This window comes from Streptomyces sp. NPDC039465, from assembly GCF_055639315.1.
Genome location: NZ_JBVKAP010000004.1, coordinates 422,921 through 439,095 on the forward strand (window position 1 = coordinate 422,921; position 16,175 = coordinate 439,095).

Sequence of the window (16,175 nt, forward strand, 5' to 3'; positions counted from 1 at the left end):
GGCCCGTCGGCGCGCGCAGAAGATCAGCGCCGCCGTGCCTGTGGCGGCTGCTGCACGACGGCGAGGGTGCCTGCGGCCGGGTGCCCCTGGGCATCGGGGCGTTGCGGGGTGCTGTGGGCCCTGGCTGCCTGGGCTCGGGCGCCGGGTAGGTGGCCCGCGGCCGGTGTGTGCACGAAGCGCCGCGGGTTCACCGTCACCCGTCTCGCCCAGATGGTCGGACTCACCGCCCGCCGACTGTCCGACTCTCCCAGAGTTAGGGCACGCGGAGGGCACGGCGGCCCCGGAGAGGTCCAGACAACAAAGAAGCCCCGGGCCTCTGGCCTGGGGCTTTCTCGTGGAGCGGGTGACGGGAATCGAACCCGCGCTCTGAGCTTGGGAAGCTCATGTTCTACCATTAAACTACACCCGCACAGCGGACCCATCGCGGTACCGCATCGTCGCACACTGTACCTCATCTCCAGGCTCCTCGGTGGTATTCGCCGTGGTGCCTGTCTGCTGTTCCGGGGGTGGACGCGCGTGCGGGGGGCGGGTGTTGGGGCGTAGCGTTGGGGGCGGAGTGCCGCTTGCTGTGGTGTCCTGTTCATCCCCTAATGTGGCTATCTCGTCCACGGTTTTTGGGGAAGGGACTTGATGGACCCGATGGAGCGCACCGTCCGCTGTGCCGAAGGGCACGTGTTCACCACCACTTCGTTTCCGATGCAGCAGCTCGGTGCCGGGCGGATCGGGCCCGGGCGGCTCATCCGGTGTCCGCGGTGTGCGCGGTTGCGGCATGCCGTGCCCGTGGGGGCCCGGGAGCTGCAGCAGCGGTAGCGGCACGTAGCGGGGAGTAGTGGAGGCGCGCGGGAGGCCGTCCGATTGGGGCGGGCCCGCGCGCTCTGCGTATCCTCGGGGCGTGCTTCTCTCAGACAAGGACATCCGGGCCGAGATCGACGCCGGACGGGTCCGTATCGACCCGTACGACGAATCCATGGTGCAGCCCTCGAGCATCGACGTGAGGCTTGACCGCTTCTTCCGGGTGTTCGAGAACCACCGCTACCCCCACATCGACCCCGCCGTCGAACAGCTCGACCTGACGCGTGAAGTCGAGCCGGAGGGCGACGAGGCGTTCATCCTCCACCCCGGTGAGTTCGTGCTCGCCTCGACGTACGAGGTCATCACGCTGCCGGACGACATCGCCTCGCGCCTGGAGGGCAAGAGCTCCCTCGGGCGCCTCGGGCTGGTGACCCACTCCACCGCCGGCTTCATCGACCCCGGCTTCTCCGGGCATGTCACGCTGGAGCTGTCGAACCTCGCCACGCTTCCGATCAAGCTCTGGCCGGGGATGAAGATCGGGCAGCTGTGCATGTTCCGGCTCAGCTCGCCGGCCGAGTTCCCCTACGGGAGCGAGCGCTACGGGTCGCGGTACCAGGGCCAGCGGGGGCCGACGGCCTCCCGTTCGTACATGAACTTCCATCGGACGCAGGTGTGAGCAATGAGTGATGTACGGGAGAACCTGACGTACGAGGGGTTCGGGCGCGCCGTGCGCGAGCTCGCGCAGACCATCGCCGACGACGGCTACGAGCCCGACATCGTGCTCTCCATCGCCCGCGGCGGTGTCTTCGTCGCCGGCGGCCTGGCGTACGCGCTCGACTGCAAGAACATCCACCTCGTCAACGTGGAGTTCTACACCGGCGTCGGCACCACGCTCGAGATGCCCGTGATGCTCGCCCCCGTGCCGAACGCGATCGACTTCTCCGACAAGAAGGTCCTGATCGCCGACGACGTCGCCGACACCGGAAAGACCCTCAAGCTCGTCCACGACTTCTGCGTCGAGCACGTCGCCGAGGTCCGCAGCGCCGTCATCTACGAGAAGTCCCACTCCCTCGTGAAGTGCGAGTACGTCTGGAAGAAGACGGACGAGTGGATCAACTTCCCCTGGAGCGTCGAGCCGCCCGTCGTGAAGCGTGAAGGACAGGTCCTGGACGCCTGAGTCCGCACCAGGCACAGGGAAAAGGCCCGCCGAGTACGTCGTACTCGGCGGGCTTTTTCACATCGTCAGAGCGTGCCCAGCTTGATGATCGACAGCAGTGCGACCAGCTGGATCGCCGACGCTCCCAGCGCCTTCGGCCACGGCAGATCGTGCGACTTGCTCACCATGGACGTGAACAGCGCTCCCGCCGCCAGCCAGGTCAGCCAGCCGATCACCTGCACCAGGCCGTTCTCGCCGCCCAGGAACAGGGCGAAGACCAGGCGTGGCGCGTCCGTGATCGACATGATCAGCATGGACAGACCCACCGTCGGCTGCCACGCGCCGTCGCCGCCGAGCTGGCGGGCGAGGGTGTGCGTCACCGCGCCCAGGATCAGGCTGCCGATCACGAAGCCGACGCCCGTCATCAGGGCGTACGGAATCGCCGTCGAGATCGTGGCGTTGATCGCCTCTTCGCGCGCCTGGTCGAAGCCGAAGATCGCCAGCAGGCCGTAGAGGAACGTCACGACCAGCGCCGTGCCCCACACCGCGTGGTCCCGCATCTGCCAGAACGTCGGGCCCGGGCGCATCACGATGCCGCTCAGCAGGGCCTTCCACGGCAGCCGCGGGCCCGCGGGAGCCGCCGGGGCGGCGCCTGCGTGGTACGTGGCGCCCTCGCCGTACGGGTCCTCGTCGATCCGGAACGCCTGGGTGTGGCCCGGGGTGTTCGCCGTCGAGGGGTGAGCGGGGCCGGCTCCGTACGGCGGTCGCGGATCGTACTGCTGCCCGTACTGCGGGCCGCCGCCTTGCTGCGGCTGGCCGTAGGAGTCGCCGAAGTACTCCGGCTCGCCGTACGGCTGCGGCCCTCCCTGCGGCCCCTGTGGTCTCTGCTGCCAGTGAGGCGGCTGGGGCTGCTGGTGCTGCCCGTACGGAGGCGGGGGCGCCGCGGGGTGCCCATAGGGGGCCTGCGGACCGCGGGGTCCCTGCTGCGGTTGTTGTTGCGGGGAGCGGTTGTTGTCCCGGCCCCGTCCGATCCTGAATCCAGCCACGCCGTCGAACGTACCCGTTCCCACTGTGCGGGGCGCCCGGCGGGGGGACGCACAAGGGCCTTTGCGGCTGACCTGTGACATCCCCTAGGGGAGGAGGGGCCGGAGGGACGACAGGGCCCGTACGTCGTGAGACGTACGGGCCCTGCGCGGTCCTACCGGAGCGCTACGCCGTCAGGAGGAGGCGACCGGCTCCTCCGCCGGCTTCGGCTCCTCCTCCGGCTTCGTCTTCACCGAGTCGAGCAGCAACTGCGCCACATCCACGACCTGCAGGCTCTCCTTCGCCTGACCGTCGTTCTTCTTGCCGTTGACCGAGTCGGTCAGCATCACCAGACAGAACGGGCAGGCGGTGGAGACGATGTCCGGGTTGAGGGACAGCGCCTCGTCCACGCGCTCGGTGTTGATGCGCTTGCCGATCCGCTCCTCCATCCACATCCGCGCGCCACCGGCGCCACAGCAGAAGCCCCGCTCCTTGTGGCGGTGCATCTCCTGCTGGCGCAGGCCCGGCACGGCCGACATGATCTCGCGCGGCGGCGTGTAGACCTTGTTGTGGCGGCCCAGGTAGCACGGGTCGTGGTACGTGATCAGACCGTCGACCGGCGTCACCGGGATCAGCTTGCCCTCGTCGATGAGGTGCTGGAGCAGCTGCGTGTGGTGGATGACCTCGAACTCGCCGCCCAGCTGCGGGTACTCGTTCGCGATCGTGTTGAAGCAGTGCGGGCAGGTCGCGACGATCTTCTTCGCGGACTTCGGCTTCTTCGTCGACGGGTCCTCGTCGTCCTCGCCGAAGGCCATGTTCAGCATCGCCACGTTCTCCTGGCCGAGCTGCTGGAACAGCGGCTCGTTGCCGAGGCGGCGCGGCGAGTCACCGGTGCACTTCTCCTCGCCGCCCATGATGGCGAACTTGACGCCCGCCATGTGCAGCAGCTCCGCGAAGGCCTTGGTGGTCTTCTTGGCCCGGTCCTCCAGGGCGCCGGCGCAGCCGACCCAGTACAGGTAGTCGACCTCGGTGAGGTCCTCGACGTCCTTGCCGACGATCGGGACCTCGAAGTCGACCTCCTTGGTCCACTCGACGCGCTGCTTCTTGGCCAGACCCCAGGGGTTGCCCTTCTTCTCCAGGTTCTTGAGCATCGTGCCCGCCTCGGACGGGAAGGCGCTCTCGATCATCACCTGGTAGCGGCGCATGTCGACGATGTGGTCGATGTGCTCGATGTCGACCGGGCACTGCTCCACGCACGCGCCACACGTCGTGCAGGACCACAGCACGTCCGGGTCGATGACGCCGTTCTCCTCGACGGTGCCGATCAGCGGGCGCTCGGCCTCGGCCAGCGCGGCCGCCGGGACGTCCTTCAGGGCCTCGGCGGACGCCTTCTCCTCGCCCTCCATCGTCTTGCCGCCGCCGGCCAGCAGGTACGGGGCCTTGGCGTGCGCGTGGTCGCGCAGCGACATGATCAGCAGCTTGGGGGAGAGCGGCTTGCCGGTGTTCCAGGCGGGGCACTGCGACTGGCAGCGGCCGCACTCGGTGCAGGTGGAGAAGTCGAGGATGCCCTTCCAGGAGAACTGCTCGACCTGGGAGACGCCGAAGACGTCGTCCTCGCCCGGGTCCTCGAAGTTGATCTCCTTGCCGCCGCTGGTCATCGGCTGGAGCGCACCGAGCGCGCTGGCGCCGTCCGCGTTGCGCTTGAACCAGATGTTCGGGAAGCCGAGGAAGCGGTGCCAGGCCACACCCATGTTCGTGTTGAGCGAGACCGTGATCATCCAGATCATGGTCGTGCTCAGCTTGATCATGGCGAAGAGGTAGACCAGGGTCTGCAGACTGCCGACGCTCAGCCCGTCGAGGGCCAGGACCAGCGGGTACGAGGCGAAGTACGCGGCCTCGTAGTGGTCGACGTGGTGCAGTGCGCCCTCGAGGCCGCGCAGCACGTAGATGGCCAGGCCGATGATGAGGATGACGTACTCGACGAAGTACGCCTGGCCCATCTTCGAGCCCGCGAAGCGGGACTTGCGGCCGGGGCGCGAGGGCAGGTTGAGCAGGCGGATGACGATCAGCGTGGCGATGCCGAGGATGGTCATCGCGCCGATGAACTCGATGTACATCTCGTACGGGATGAACCCGCCGAGCACCGGCAGCGTCCAGTCGGCCTGGAACAGCTGGCCGTACGCGGTGACGATGGTCGGCGGCAGCGTCAGGAAGCCGACCGCGACGAACCAGTGCGCGAAGCCGACGATGCCCCATCGGTTCATCCGCGTGTGGCCGAGGAACTCCCTGACCAGCGTGACGCTGCGCTGGTAGGGGTTGTCCGTCCGGGTGCCGGCGGGCACCGGCTGGCCCAGCTTGAAGTAGCGGACGAACTGGCCGATGGCGCGGGCGAGCAGCGCAACGCCGACCACGCTCAGGGTCAGCGACACAATGATCGCGGCGAGTTGCATGAGGGGCTCCTCGGGCCTGCGAGGCGGGAATCTGCAGAACGTACTAAGCGGTAACTTAATTCAGTCCGTGCTGAGAGTACCCAGATATTCCGCCGCGCTGTAGCCGCGCCTGCGGTGATCTGTGTCGCTCAGGCGACCCTTGCCGGGCCCCATGGACGGGGCCCCGCCGGGCCCGCTCAGATGGGCCGTGCGGACGCCCGTGCCCATGCTGGAATCGTACGGCTCAGGATGGCCAGATCCATCCCCAGCCAGTGATGGTCCACATAGTGGAGATCGAGCAGGGTCATCTCCTCCCATGGCAGCTCGGAACGCCCGCTGACCTGCCAGAGGCCGGTCATGCCCGGCCGTACGGACAGCCGCCGGCGCGCCTGGCCCGCGCAGCCCTCGTCGTCGGCCGCCAGGGGGCACGGACCGACGAGGGACATCTCGCCGCGGACCACGTTGATCAGCTGGGGGAGCCGGGCCAGGAAGCGGCCCTGGGTGCGGAACGTCAGCATCCGGAATTCCCGGCCGTGGAGCCCCGCCCGTACGTCCCTCCGCAGCACCCCGTCCGGGTGATCGAGGGCGCCCAGGGCGGACAGGGCGAGCGCCGCCGCCACCGCCAGGAACACCGGCGCCAGGACCAGCAGCAGGAAGAGGCTGCCCAGCAGGTCGAGTGCCCGCTTGGCGGTCATGCCCCGCACCTCCCGATCATGGGACGTTTGTCCGCGTGTGTCAGGCTCTGGTCGGACTCTCTCATGAGTGACGGGAATTCCCCCGGCGCGACGCGGCCCGTGAGCCGGGGCCGCGCCGGGAGCTGGGCCGGGCTGAAGCGGCTCTGAGCTGGGCCGAGTGGCGGGTCTGAGTGAGCCATCCGACGGGAAGTTGAGTCGCCTCGACTCAGGTCTGTTGACTCATCCGGGGCGGTCATGCATCCTTGAGTCAGTTCCACTCAAGTCAGGTCAGCTGGAGGAATTGAAATGGCACGTGCGGTCGGCATCGACCTGGGCACGACTAACTCCGTCGTCAGCGTTCTCGAAGGCGGCGAGCCCACCGTCATCACCAACGCCGAGGGCGCCAGGACCACGCCGTCCGTCGTCGCCTTCGCGAAGAACGGCGAGGTGCTCGTCGGCGAGGTCGCCAAGCGTCAGGCGGTCACCAACGTCGACAGGACCATCCGGTCGGTCAAGCGCCACATGGGCACCGACTGGAAGATCGACATCGACGGCAAGAGCTTCAACCCGCAGCAGATGAGCGCCTTCATCCTGCAGAAGCTCAAGCGCGACGCCGAGGCCTACCTGGGCGAGAAGGTCGTGGACGCGGTCATCACCGTCCCGGCCTACTTCAACGACTCCGAGCGTCAGGCCACCAAGGAGGCCGGTGAGATCGCGGGCCTCAACGTCCTGCGTATCGTCAACGAGCCGACCGCCGCCGCGCTCGCCTACGGCCTCGACAAGGACGACCAGACCATCCTCGTCTTCGACCTCGGTGGCGGTACGTTCGACGTCTCGCTGCTGGAGATCGGCGACGGTGTCGTCGAGGTGAAGGCCACCAACGGTGACAACCACCTCGGTGGTGACGACTGGGACCAGCGCGTCGTCGACTACCTGGTGAAGCAGTTCCAGAACGGGCACGGCGTCGACCTGGCCAAGGACAAGATGGCTCTCCAGCGTCTGCGCGAGGCCGCGGAGAAGGCGAAGATCGAGCTGTCGTCCTCCACCGAGACGACGATCAACCTGCCCTACATCACGGCGTCCGCCGAGGGCCCGCTGCACCTGGACGAGAAGCTCACGCGCGCCCAGTTCCAGCAGCTGACCGCGGACCTCCTGGAGCGCTGCAAGACGCCGTTCCACAACGTCATCAAGGACGCGGGCATCCAGCTCAGCGAGATCGACCACGTCGTCCTCGTCGGTGGCTCGACCCGTATGCCCGCCGTCGCCGAGCTCGTCAAGGAGCTGACCGGCGGTCAGGACGCCAACAAGGGCGTCAACCCGGACGAGGTCGTCGCCATCGGCGCCGCCCTGCAGGCCGGTGTCCTCAAGGGTGAGGTCAAGGACGTCCTGCTCCTCGACGTGACCCCGCTGTCCCTCGGCATCGAGACCAAGGGCGGCATCATGACCAAGCTCATCGAGCGCAACACCACGATCCCGACCAAGCGGTCCGAGATCTTCACGACGGCCGAGGACAACCAGCCGTCCGTGCAGATCCAGGTCTACCAGGGCGAGCGCGAGATCGCGGCGTACAACAAGAAGCTCGGCATGTTCGAGCTGACCGGCCTCCCGCCGGCCCCGCGCGGCGTCCCGCAGATCGAGGTCGCCTTCGACATCGACGCCAACGGCATCATGCACGTCACGGCCAAGGACCTCGGCACGGGCAAGGAGCAGAAGATGACCGTCACCGGCGGCTCCTCGCTGCCGAAGGACGAGGTCGACCGGATGCGCCAGGAGGCCGAGCAGTACGCGGACGAGGACCACCGCCGCCGCGAGGCCGCCGAGTCCCGCAACCAGGGCGAGCAGCTGGTCTACCAGACCGAGAAGTTCCTCAAGGACAACGAGGACAAGGTCCCGGGCGACGTCAAGACCGAGGTCGAGACGGCGGTGGCCGAGCTCAAGGAGAAGCTGAAGGGCGAGGACACCGCGGAGATCCGCACCGCCACCGAGAAGGTCGCGGCCGTCTCCCAGAAGCTCGGCCAGGCGCTCTACGCCGACGCCCAGGCCGGTCAGGCTGCCGCCGGCGGTGCCGGTGACGCGGGCCAGGCCAAGGCCGAGGACGACGTCGTCGACGCCGAGATCGTCGACGACGAGAAGCCGAAGGGTGGCCAGGCGTGACGGAGGAGACCCCGGGCTTCGAGGAGAAGCCTGACGTCCCCTCCGGCGCCACCCCTGACGACGCCGCCGAAGCCGCCGAGGCCCCCTCCACGGAGGAGGGCTCGGCGGCCCCGGCCGGGGACGTAAGCCAGACCGCCGGTCTGACGGCCCAGCTGGACCAGGCCCGCAGCGCGCTCGCCGAGCGCACCGGGGACCTCCAGCGGCTCCAGGCCGAGTACCAGAACTACCGCCGCCGGGTGGAGCGCGACCGGGTCACCGTCAAGGAGATCGCCGTCGCGGGCCTCCTCACCGAGCTGCTGCCGGTGCTCGACGACATCGGCCGCGCCCGGGAACACGGCGAGCTCGTGGGCGGGTTCAAGTCGGTGGCCGAATCGCTGGAGACGGTCGCCGCCAAGATGGGCCTGCAACAGTTCGGCAAGGAGGGCGAGCCCTTCGACCCGACCATCCACGAGGCCCTGATGCACTCGTACGCGCCGGACGTCACCGAGACGACCTGCGTGGCGATCCTGCAGCCGGGGTACCGGATCGGCGAGCGGACCATCCGGCCCGCGCGCGTGGCGGTGGCCGAGCCCCAGCCCGGGGCGACGCCGTCCGCGAAGGACGAGAAGAAGGCCGACGAGGAGAGCGGTGGCCCCGAGGAGGGCTGACGCAACGATCGTCCGGAAGGAGGGACGTCGATGAGCACGAAGGACTTCGTCGAGAAGGACTACTACAAGGTTCTCGGCGTCCCCAAGGACGCCACGGACGCCGAGATCAAGAAGGCGTACCGGAAGCTCGCCCGCGAGAACCATCCGGACGCCAACAAGGGTGACACCAAGGCCGAGGAGCGCTTCAAGGAGATCTCCGAGGCCAACGACATCCTCGGCGACCCGAAGAAGCGCAAGGAGTACGACGAGGCCCGCGCGCTCTTCGGGAACGGCGGCTTCCGCCCCGGACCCGGCGGCGGCTCGTTCAACTTCGACCTGGGCGACCTCTTCGGCGGTGCCCAGGGCCCCGGCGGCGGCGCCGGGGGCTTCGGCGGCGGCCTCGGGGACGTCTTCGGCGGACTGTTCAACCGCGGCGCGGGCAGCGCGGGTACGCGTACGCAGCCGCGCCGCGGCCAGGACATCGAGTCCGAGGTGACGCTCAGCTTCACCGAGGCGGTCGACGGGGCCACGGTCCCGCTGCGGATGTCCAGCCAGCAGCCCTGCAAGGCGTGTTCGGGCACCGGCGACAAGAACGGCACGCCGAGGGTCTGCCCGACCTGTGTCGGCACCGGCCAGGTCTCGCGTGGTTCGGGCGGCGGCTTCTCGCTCACCGACCCGTGCGTGGACTGCAAGGGCCGGGGCCTGATCGCGGAGACGCCGTGCGAGGTCTGCCACGGCAGCGGCCGCGCCAAGTCCTCGCGGACGATGCAGGTCCGCATCCCGGCGGGTGTCTCCGACGGGCAGCGGATCCGGCTGCGCGGCAAGGGCGCGCCGGGCGAGCGCGGCGGGCCGCACGGCGACCTGTACGTGGTCGTCCATGTCGACGCCCACCCGGTCTTCGGCCGCAAGGACGACAACCTCACCGTCACCGTCCCCGTCACCTTCGACGAGGCGGCGCTCGGCGCCGAGGTGAAGGTCCCGACGCTGGGCGGCCCCGCGGTCACGCTGAAGCTGCCCGCGGGCACGCCCAACGGCCGCACGATGCGCGCCCGGGGCAAGGGAGCGGTCCGCAAGGACGGCACCCGCGGCGACCTGCTGGTCACCGTCGAGGTGCAGGTCCCGCAGACGCTCGGCGACAAGGCGAAGGAAGCGCTGGAGTCGTACCGCGAGGCGACCGCGGGAGAGGACCCCAGGGCAGAGCTGTTCCAGGCCGCGAAGGGAGCTTGACGTCATGGACAGCCGACCAGGACGCAGCCGTAATCCGTATGAACTGACCGACGAGACGCCGGTGTACGTGATCTCGGTGGCGGCCCAGCTCTCCGGCCTGCACCCGCAGACGCTCCGGCAGTACGACCGCCTCGGCCTGGTCTCCCCGGACCGCACGGCCGGTCGTGGCCGGCGCTACTCGGCGCGGGACATCGAGCTGCTCCGTCAGGTGCAGGCGCTGTCCCAGGACGAGGGCATCAACCTGGCCGGCATCAAGCGCATCATCGAGCTGGAGAACCAGGTCGCGGCGCTCCAGTCGCGGGTGGCCGAGCTGTCGGCGGCGGTCGAGGGCGCGGCGGCGACGCTGCGTCAGCGCGAGGCGCAGGTGCACGCCTCGTACCGGCGCGATCTGGTGCCGTACACGGATGTGCAGCAGGCGAGTGCGCTGGTGGTCTGGCGTCCCAAGCGCGGCGAGTAGCCCTGTGCCATGACGAACCCTGTGTCATGGCGAAGCCCCCTCCGATCCGGTCTCCCGGGCGGAGGGGGCTTCGTCGTTCGCGTGCCCGTGTGGCGCGGCTAGGGGATCAGCTCGGATATGACGTCCAGGGTGGTCTCCCACCACGGCGAGGCGCCGGTGCCGAAGGCGGCGGCGAGGGCCGTGCCGACGGCGACGTCCTGGGCGAGGACCTTCGCGCCCTCGTCCCAGTCGGCGGCGACCTTGCCGTCGCCGGTGGAGTCCAGCTCGCCGAGCTTGCGGCCGTTCTTCAGCAGCCTGCTGTCGCCGTACGAGCAGGGCACGAGGCGGTAGCGGGCGCCGCCGACCTTGGCGTCGACGCGGTAGGACCTGCGGGAGATACGGCCCTTGGCGGGGGTGATCCTCGCGGGGACGCCGTCCACGGTGAGGGTGAGCCGGGCGGCCTCGCGGGTGCCGATCGGGACGTGCTCGTTGAGCTTGGCCCCCTCGGCGCCGTCGGCGCGCACCAGCCGTACGGCCGGCAGGCCGGGGCCGGACACGTCGAGGGTGCCGGCCCGCGGGTCCAGTTGGATGCGGGGCGGGCCGGGAAGGTGGTCGTTCATGATCAGTGATCCTGCTCCAGGATGCCGGACTGGGCGATGAGATAGCCGAGCTGGGCGCGGCTGCCGCTGCCGAGGGCGGAGGCGAGCTTGGCGATATGGGCGCGGCAGGTGCGGACGTTCATGCCGAGGCGACGGGCGATGGCCTCGTCGACGTGGCCCTCGACGAGCAGCTTGGCGATGGAGCGCTGGATTCCGCTGATGCCGTCGGAGCGCAGATCGTAGGGGATCTCCTCCTTGATCGGCACGGCCACCTGCCAGAACTGGTCGAAGACACCGACGAGGTACTCGACGAGGCCGGGGTGGCGCAGCTCCAGGGCGACCTGGCGGTCGCGCCGGGCGGGGATGAAGGCGACCTCGCGGTCCACGATGATGAGCCGGTCGATGATCTCTTCGAGGGTGCGGACCTGCACCTCGGGGCCGACGTGTTCGAGGTAGGCGAGGGTGAGTTCGGTGTGGCGGGCGGTGTGCTGGTACAGCGTGCGCATGCGAATCCCCCGGCCCAGCAGGGGTCTGACGCGCCGTAGGGCCTCGCTCAGCGCGTGGGCTGGACGGCCGCCGCCGGGCTGGACGGTCAGTAGCTCCTGCGTACACCCCGCGACCACGCGGTCCAGGGTGGTGTTGATCCTGCTGATGCCTTCGAGGACCGTGATGGCGTGCGTGGTGGGCGGATCCTGGGCGCTGATGGCCATGAATGGCTCGAACGCGTCGGAGAGTTCGACGGTGAGCCGTCTGCGCTCCAGGATCTCCCGCTCGATCGGTTGCAGCAATTGCGCGAGGGCCGCCGAGGGGGGAACCGGACGGAGCCACTGTGCGTCGTCCGGGTCCGGGTGAAGGAGCGACAGGTCGAGCAGGCACGGCGCCTTCCCCGCCTCTGACCGGGCTATTCGTCCGGTGCGCAACGCTCCGGCATAGAGCTCCGCCCCCTCCTTGCACAGTTCGGCATGCGAATGCGGGTGCCCGGGTTGGTCCGGTTTTTTCTGCATATGTACACCCCCAGGCTCCTGCATCTCAGGAACATGATGCATGGCTTAGGTGGTGTAAGCGGAGAGAGTAAGCCATCGTCGTTGCCGCGGGGGTTGGAAAGAGACGTTGCCTTCAAGTGAGGTTGCTCGGTGATGACGAAGAAACTCATACGCGCAGTGGCCGCTGCCGCTTTCGTCGCGGCTGCCGCGGGGGGGATTCTGGGGGCGGTCGAGGATCCCGGTTGGTCGGTAGCACCCGCAAACGCCGCGACCGCGCCGCATGACCCCGGCTGGTCGTTCGCCCTCGACGTGGCCCCCGACACGTCGGTCGCGCTGAAAAGCGACCCCGGCTGGTCTTCCGTGGGCGCATGAACGTTCCCGACGACTCGCGCTTCCGGCGTGAGATGGCTTCGGCCTATCGATCCGGGTGGCACTTCATCGACCTCGTCACGGCGATTCCGCACTGTGGCGATTCGTTGATGGTCACTCTCTTCGGCGAGCCGATCATCGTTGCTCGTGAGCAGGACGAGGACGTTCGTGCCTACCGGTGTCTGAGGCGGCCCCGCGGTGCGCCGCAGCCCGTCCGCTGCGCCATCCGGTACGGCATGATCTTCGTCAACCTTGACCAGCGCGACCACCAACTGGTCGAGCCCGAGACCACCACCGCCACCCCCCGCAGTGCCTGAGCGGTTCCCCCGTCGTTGTAAATCGCTCAGGTGCTTCCCCCACACAGCGGCGCCATCGTGGACCTGAAACACGATGGCGCCGCTGTGCTGTGTCCGTACGCCCCCGGGGTTCCCCCGAGTCAGGGCCCCGGAGTCAGAGCCTCCGGGGTCAGGCGCGTCCCATCGCCCGCGTCAGCGCGATCTCGATGACCACCCGGTCCGGGTTGGGCGCCGGCGTACGGCCGTAGCGGGCCGCGTAACGCTCCACCGCGTCCGCGACGACCTCCGCCTCCGTCCGGATCCTCGCCACGCCCTCCAGCGTCGCCCAGCGGCCCTTGTCCACCTGGCAGACCGCGACCCGTGCCCCGTCCGGGCCGGCCGCCAGGACGTTGGCGACCTTGTGGCTGTGCTTGTTGGTGATCACCCGGGCGATGCCCTTCTCGCCGCCCTCGGGGTCGTAGGTCACGCCCACCGCCACCACGTGCGGACTGCCGTCCGGCCGTGGGGTGGTCAGCGTGCACATGTGGTACTCCCGCCAGAAGCTGAGGTACGAGTCGTCCGGGTTCCGTGGGTCGATGGCCATGGGCCGGAACCTACCCGCGGGAGGGGCGCCCACGACACCTTGAGTGGAATAGACTCAACTTTGTGCACGTTCGATGAGTCAGACATGCTGAGAGCGTGCTGAGGGGCACGCCGAAGAGCCGAAGCACGAGGAGGAGACCGCGCACGTGGACGCAGAGCTGACCAACAGGAGCCGGGACGCGCTCAACGCGGCGACGAGCCGCGCCGTGTCCGACGGACACCCCGATCTGACCCCTGCCCATCTGCTCCTCGCGCTGCTGGCGGGTCAGGACAACGAGAACATCGTCGATCTCCTCGCCGCCGTCGAGGCCGACCAGGCCGCGGTACGGTCCGGGGCGGAGCGGCTGCTGGCCGCCCAGCCCCGCGTGACCGGCTCCACCGTCGCCCCGCCGCAGCCCGACCGCGATCTCCTCGCCGTCGTCGCCGACGCCGGGAAGCGCGCCAAGGAGCTCGGCGACGACTTTCTCTCCACCGAGCATCTGCTCATCGGGATCGCGGCCAAGGGCGGACGGGCCGGCGAGGTCCTCGCCCAGCAGGGGGCGCGGGCCGAGCGGCTGCTCGACGCGTTCGAGAAGAGCAGGGGAGGGCGCAGGGTGACCACACCCGACCCGGAGGGCCAGTACAAGGCCCTGGAGAAGTTCGGTACGGATTTCACGGCCGCGGCCCGTGAGGGCAGGCTGGACCCGGTCATCGGCCGGGACCACGAGATCCGCCGCGTCGTGCAGGTGCTCTCGCGCCGCACCAAGAACAACCCCGTCCTCATCGGTGAGCCCGGCGTCGGCAAGACCGCCGTCGTCGAGGGCCTCGCCCAGCGGATCGTGAAGGGCGACGTCCCCGAGTCGCTCAAGAACAAGCGCCTGGTCGCGCTCGACCTCGGCGCGATGGTCGCGGGCGCCAAGTACCGCGGCGAGTTCGAGGAGCGCCTCAAGACCGTGCTCTCCGAGATCAAGGAGAGCGACGGGCAGATCATCACCTTCATCGACGAGCTGCACACCGTCGTCGGCGCGGGCGCCGGCGGCGACTCCGCCATGGACGCGGGCAACATGCTCAAGCCGATGCTGGCCCGCGGCGAGCTGCGGATGGTCGGCGCCACCACCCTCGACGAGTACCGCGAGCGGATCGAGAAGGACCCCGCCCTCGAGCGCCGCTTCCAGCAGGTCCTGGTCGCCGAGCCCACGGTCGAGGACACCATCGCGATCCTGCGCGGCCTCAAGGGCCGCTACGAGGCCCACCACAAGGTCCAGATCGCCGACTCCGCGCTGGTGGCCGCCGCGACCCTCTCCGACCGCTACATCACCTCCCGCTTCCTGCCGGACAAGGCCATCGACCTCGTCGACGAGGCCGCCTCCCGGCTCCGGATGGAGATCGACTCCTCCCCGCTGGAGATCGACGAGCTCCAGCGCTCCGTCGACCGGCTCCGCATGGAGGAGCTGGCGCTCAAGAACGAGACGGACGAGGCCAGCAAGCAGCGCCTGGAGAAGCTCCGGCGCGACCTCGCCGACCGCGAGGAGGAGCTGCGCGGCCTGACCGCCCGCTGGGAGAAGGAGAAGCAGTCCCTCAACCGCGTCGGTGAGCTGAAGGAGAAGCTCGACGAGCTGCGCGGCCGGGCCGAGCGGGCCCAGCGCGACGGCGACTTCGACGCCGCCTCCAAGCTGCTCTACGGCGAGATCCCCGCCCTGGAGCGGGAGCTGGAGGCCGCCTCCGAGGCCGAGCAGGAGGTCGCCAAGGACACCATGGTCAAGGAGGAGGTCGGCCCGGACGACATCGCCGACGTCGTGGGCGCCTGGACCGGCATCCCCGCCGGGCGGCTCATGGAGGGCGAGACGCAGAAGTTGCTGCGCATGGAGGACGAGCTCGGCCGCCGGCTGATCGGCCAGGGCGAGGCCGTACGGGCCGTCTCCGACGCGGTCCGCAGGAGCCGGGCCGGGATCGCCGACCCGGACCGGCCCACCGGCTCGTTCCTCTTCCTCGGCCCGACCGGCGTGGGCAAGACGGAGCTCGCCAAGGCGCTCGCCGACTTCCTCTTCGACGACGAGCGGGCCATGGTCCGCATCGACATGTCCGAGTACGGCGAGAAGCACTCCGTCGCCCGGCTCGTCGGCGCCCCGCCCGGCTACGTCGGCTACGAGGAGGGCGGCCAGCTCACGGAGGCCGTGCGCCGGCGCCCGTACAGCGTCGTGCTCCTCGACGAGGTGGAGAAGGCCCACCCGGAGGTCTTCGACATCCTCCTGCAGGTCCTGGACGACGGGCGGCTGACGGACGGTCAGGGCCGGACGGTGGACTTCCGCAACACCATCCTCGTCCTCACCTCGAACCTGGGCAGCCAGTACCTGGTCGAGCCGCTCACCAGCGAGGAGGAGAAGAAGCAGCAGGTCCTGGAGATCGTACGGGCCTCCTTCAAGCCGGAGTTCCTCAACCGGCTGGACGACCTGGTCGTCTTCTCCGCCCTGTCGAGGGACGAGCTGGCCGACATCGCCCGCCTCCAGATCGACCGGCTCGCCAAGCGGCTCGCCGAGCGCCGGCTCACCCTCGACGTCACGCCGGAGGCCCTGGCCTGGCTGGCCGACGAGGGCAACGACCCGGCGTACGGCGCGCGGCCGCTGCGCCGCCTGATCCAGACGGTGATCGGCGACCGGCTGGCCAAGGAGATCCTCGCGGGCGAGGTCAGGGACGGCGACACGGTCCGGGTGGACCGGTTCGAGGACGGCCTGATCGTGGGCGCGGCGGGGTAACGACCCCGCGCGCCCGGCGCCGCTCCGCCCCCGTGGCGTCCCTGTGGCGTCCGCCAGGGGAACGAGATCCTGTCAGCCCGCAGCGGATCGCACTGGC

Annotated in this window: 16 protein-coding genes and 1 tRNA gene; 10 read left to right on the plus strand and 7 right to left on the minus strand. The window is 69.4% G+C overall.

The features are described from left to right. Positions 1-335 precede the first annotated feature (335 nt). Positions 336-409, minus strand: a tRNA-Gly gene (locus ACZ7LT_RS16460). A 221-nt stretch (positions 410-630) separates the two neighbouring features. Here ACZ7LT_RS16460 and ACZ7LT_RS16465 point away from each other — a divergent pair. From ACZ7LT_RS16465 to ACZ7LT_RS16475, 3 genes are all read left to right on the plus strand, one after another. After that, on the plus strand, positions 631-810 hold the full coding sequence (locus ACZ7LT_RS16465) for a hypothetical protein (protein ID WP_471236728.1): 180 nt from the start codon (positions 631-633) through the stop codon (positions 808-810). Between the two features lie 82 nt (positions 811-892). Then, a complete protein-coding gene (dcd, locus tag ACZ7LT_RS16470; protein ID WP_030690788.1) occupies positions 893-1,468 on the plus strand; it encodes a dCTP deaminase in 576 nt (191 codons plus the stop codon). Between the two features lie 3 nt (positions 1,469-1,471). Continuing rightward, complete coding sequence (locus ACZ7LT_RS16475) at positions 1,472-1,969, plus strand: phosphoribosyltransferase (RefSeq protein ID WP_019888140.1); 498 nt, start codon at positions 1,472-1,474, stop codon at positions 1,967-1,969. Between the two features lie 65 nt (positions 1,970-2,034). Here the strand turns inward: ACZ7LT_RS16475 and ACZ7LT_RS16480 are convergent, their stop codons facing one another. From ACZ7LT_RS16480 to ACZ7LT_RS16490, 3 genes are all read right to left on the minus strand, one after another. Then, complete coding sequence (locus ACZ7LT_RS16480) at positions 2,035-2,994, minus strand: Yip1 family protein (RefSeq protein ID WP_471236729.1); 960 nt, start codon at positions 2,992-2,994, stop codon at positions 2,035-2,037. 171 nt (positions 2,995-3,165) lie between these two features. Then, positions 3,166-5,421: a (Fe-S)-binding protein gene (locus ACZ7LT_RS16485; protein WP_471236730.1), complete on the minus strand. Its 2,256-nt coding sequence runs from the start codon at positions 5,419-5,421 to the stop codon at positions 3,166-3,168. Between the two features lie 176 nt (positions 5,422-5,597). Beyond that, positions 5,598-6,095: a sugar transferase gene (locus ACZ7LT_RS16490; protein ID WP_471236731.1), complete on the minus strand. Its 498-nt coding sequence runs from the start codon at positions 6,093-6,095 to the stop codon at positions 5,598-5,600. Between the two features lie 285 nt (positions 6,096-6,380). Here ACZ7LT_RS16490 and dnaK point away from each other — a divergent pair, with 285 nt between their 5' ends. The 4 genes from dnaK to ACZ7LT_RS16510 are packed head-to-tail and all read left to right on the plus strand — an operon-like array spanning position 6,381 to position 10,538. Continuing rightward, positions 6,381-8,228, plus strand: a complete 1,848-nt coding sequence (gene dnaK, locus ACZ7LT_RS16495) for a molecular chaperone DnaK (RefSeq protein ID WP_471236732.1) — start codon at positions 6,381-6,383, stop codon at positions 8,226-8,228. Beyond that, positions 8,225-8,875 (plus strand): nucleotide exchange factor GrpE, encoded by a 651-nt coding sequence (gene grpE / locus ACZ7LT_RS16500; RefSeq protein ID WP_471236733.1) that lies wholly within the window; start codon positions 8,225-8,227, stop codon positions 8,873-8,875. The genes dnaK and grpE overlap by 4 nt, the downstream gene beginning before the upstream one ends. A 30-nt stretch (positions 8,876-8,905) precedes the next feature. Next, on the plus strand, positions 8,906-10,081 hold the full coding sequence (gene dnaJ, locus ACZ7LT_RS16505) for a molecular chaperone DnaJ (RefSeq protein ID WP_471236734.1): 1,176 nt from the start codon (positions 8,906-8,908) through the stop codon (positions 10,079-10,081). A gap of 4 nt (positions 10,082-10,085) precedes the next feature. After that, complete coding sequence (locus tag ACZ7LT_RS16510; protein ID WP_471236735.1) at positions 10,086-10,538, plus strand: heat shock protein transcriptional repressor HspR; 453 nt, start codon at positions 10,086-10,088, stop codon at positions 10,536-10,538. Positions 10,539-10,636: 98 nt separating this feature from the next. Here ACZ7LT_RS16510 and ACZ7LT_RS16515 read toward each other — a convergent pair whose 3' ends face one another. Together ACZ7LT_RS16515 and ACZ7LT_RS16520 are read right to left on the minus strand one after the other, a co-directional pair. Continuing rightward, positions 10,637-11,137 (minus strand): hypothetical protein, encoded by a 501-nt coding sequence (locus tag ACZ7LT_RS16515; protein WP_471236736.1) that lies wholly within the window; start codon positions 11,135-11,137, stop codon positions 10,637-10,639. 2 nt (positions 11,138-11,139) lie between these two features. After that, the gene (locus ACZ7LT_RS16520; protein ID WP_471236737.1) at positions 11,140-12,120 is read right to left on the minus strand and encodes a helix-turn-helix transcriptional regulator; all 981 of its coding nucleotides are present in this window, start codon (positions 12,118-12,120) and stop codon (positions 11,140-11,142) included. Between the two features lie 132 nt (positions 12,121-12,252). On the opposite strand from ACZ7LT_RS16520, the gene ACZ7LT_RS16525 reads away from it, so the two are divergent. Then, positions 12,253-12,471 (plus strand): hypothetical protein, encoded by a 219-nt coding sequence (locus tag ACZ7LT_RS16525; RefSeq protein ID WP_471236738.1) that lies wholly within the window; start codon positions 12,253-12,255, stop codon positions 12,469-12,471. Then, entirely contained in the window at positions 12,468-12,785 is a 318-nt protein-coding gene (locus ACZ7LT_RS16530) for a (2Fe-2S)-binding protein (RefSeq protein WP_471236739.1), read from the plus strand. Before ACZ7LT_RS16525 ends, ACZ7LT_RS16530 begins: the two co-directional genes overlap by 4 nt. A 148-nt stretch (positions 12,786-12,933) precedes the next feature. On the opposite strand, the gene ACZ7LT_RS16535 is transcribed toward ACZ7LT_RS16530, so the two are convergent. Then, the gene (locus ACZ7LT_RS16535; RefSeq protein WP_471236740.1) at positions 12,934-13,347 is read right to left on the minus strand and encodes a pyridoxamine 5'-phosphate oxidase family protein; all 414 of its coding nucleotides are present in this window, start codon (positions 13,345-13,347) and stop codon (positions 12,934-12,936) included. Positions 13,348-13,492: 145 nt separating this feature from the next. On the opposite strand from ACZ7LT_RS16535, the gene clpB reads away from it, so the two are divergent. Beyond that, positions 13,493-16,078, plus strand: a complete 2,586-nt coding sequence (clpB, locus tag ACZ7LT_RS16540) for an ATP-dependent chaperone ClpB (protein WP_471236741.1) — start codon at positions 13,493-13,495, stop codon at positions 16,076-16,078. The last annotated feature ends 97 nt before the right edge of the window (positions 16,079-16,175 follow it).

What these genes read in the sequence shown, in the direction of transcription:
- ACZ7LT_RS16475 (WP_019888140.1), top strand. Translation starts at nt 1,472, where the DNA reads ATGAGTGATGTACGGGAGAACCTGACGTACGAGGGGTTCGGGCGCGCC.
- ACZ7LT_RS16465 (WP_471236728.1), top strand. Translation starts at nt 631, where the DNA reads ATGGACCCGATGGAGCGCACCGTCCGCTGTGCCGAAGGGCACGTGTTC.
- ACZ7LT_RS16535 (WP_471236740.1), bottom strand. Translation starts at nt 13,347, where the DNA reads ATGGCCATCGACCCACGGAACCCGGACGACTCGTACCTCAGCTTCTGG.
- ACZ7LT_RS16490 (WP_471236731.1), bottom strand. Translation starts at nt 6,095, where the DNA reads ATGACCGCCAAGCGGGCACTCGACCTGCTGGGCAGCCTCTTCCTGCTG.
- ACZ7LT_RS16510 (WP_471236735.1), top strand. Translation starts at nt 10,086, where the DNA reads ATGGACAGCCGACCAGGACGCAGCCGTAATCCGTATGAACTGACCGAC.
- ACZ7LT_RS16525 (WP_471236738.1), top strand. Translation starts at nt 12,253, where the DNA reads ATGACGAAGAAACTCATACGCGCAGTGGCCGCTGCCGCTTTCGTCGCG.
- dnaK (WP_471236732.1), top strand. Translation starts at nt 6,381, where the DNA reads ATGGCACGTGCGGTCGGCATCGACCTGGGCACGACTAACTCCGTCGTC.
- ACZ7LT_RS16485 (WP_471236730.1), bottom strand. Translation starts at nt 5,421, where the DNA reads ATGCAACTCGCCGCGATCATTGTGTCGCTGACCCTGAGCGTGGTCGGC.
- ACZ7LT_RS16520 (WP_471236737.1), bottom strand. Translation starts at nt 12,120, where the DNA reads ATGCAGAAAAAACCGGACCAACCCGGGCACCCGCATTCGCATGCCGAA.
- ACZ7LT_RS16530 (WP_471236739.1), top strand. Translation starts at nt 12,468, where the DNA reads ATGAACGTTCCCGACGACTCGCGCTTCCGGCGTGAGATGGCTTCGGCC.
- dnaJ (WP_471236734.1), top strand. Translation starts at nt 8,906, where the DNA reads ATGAGCACGAAGGACTTCGTCGAGAAGGACTACTACAAGGTTCTCGGC.
- ACZ7LT_RS16515 (WP_471236736.1), bottom strand. Translation starts at nt 11,137, where the DNA reads ATGAACGACCACCTTCCCGGCCCGCCCCGCATCCAACTGGACCCGCGG.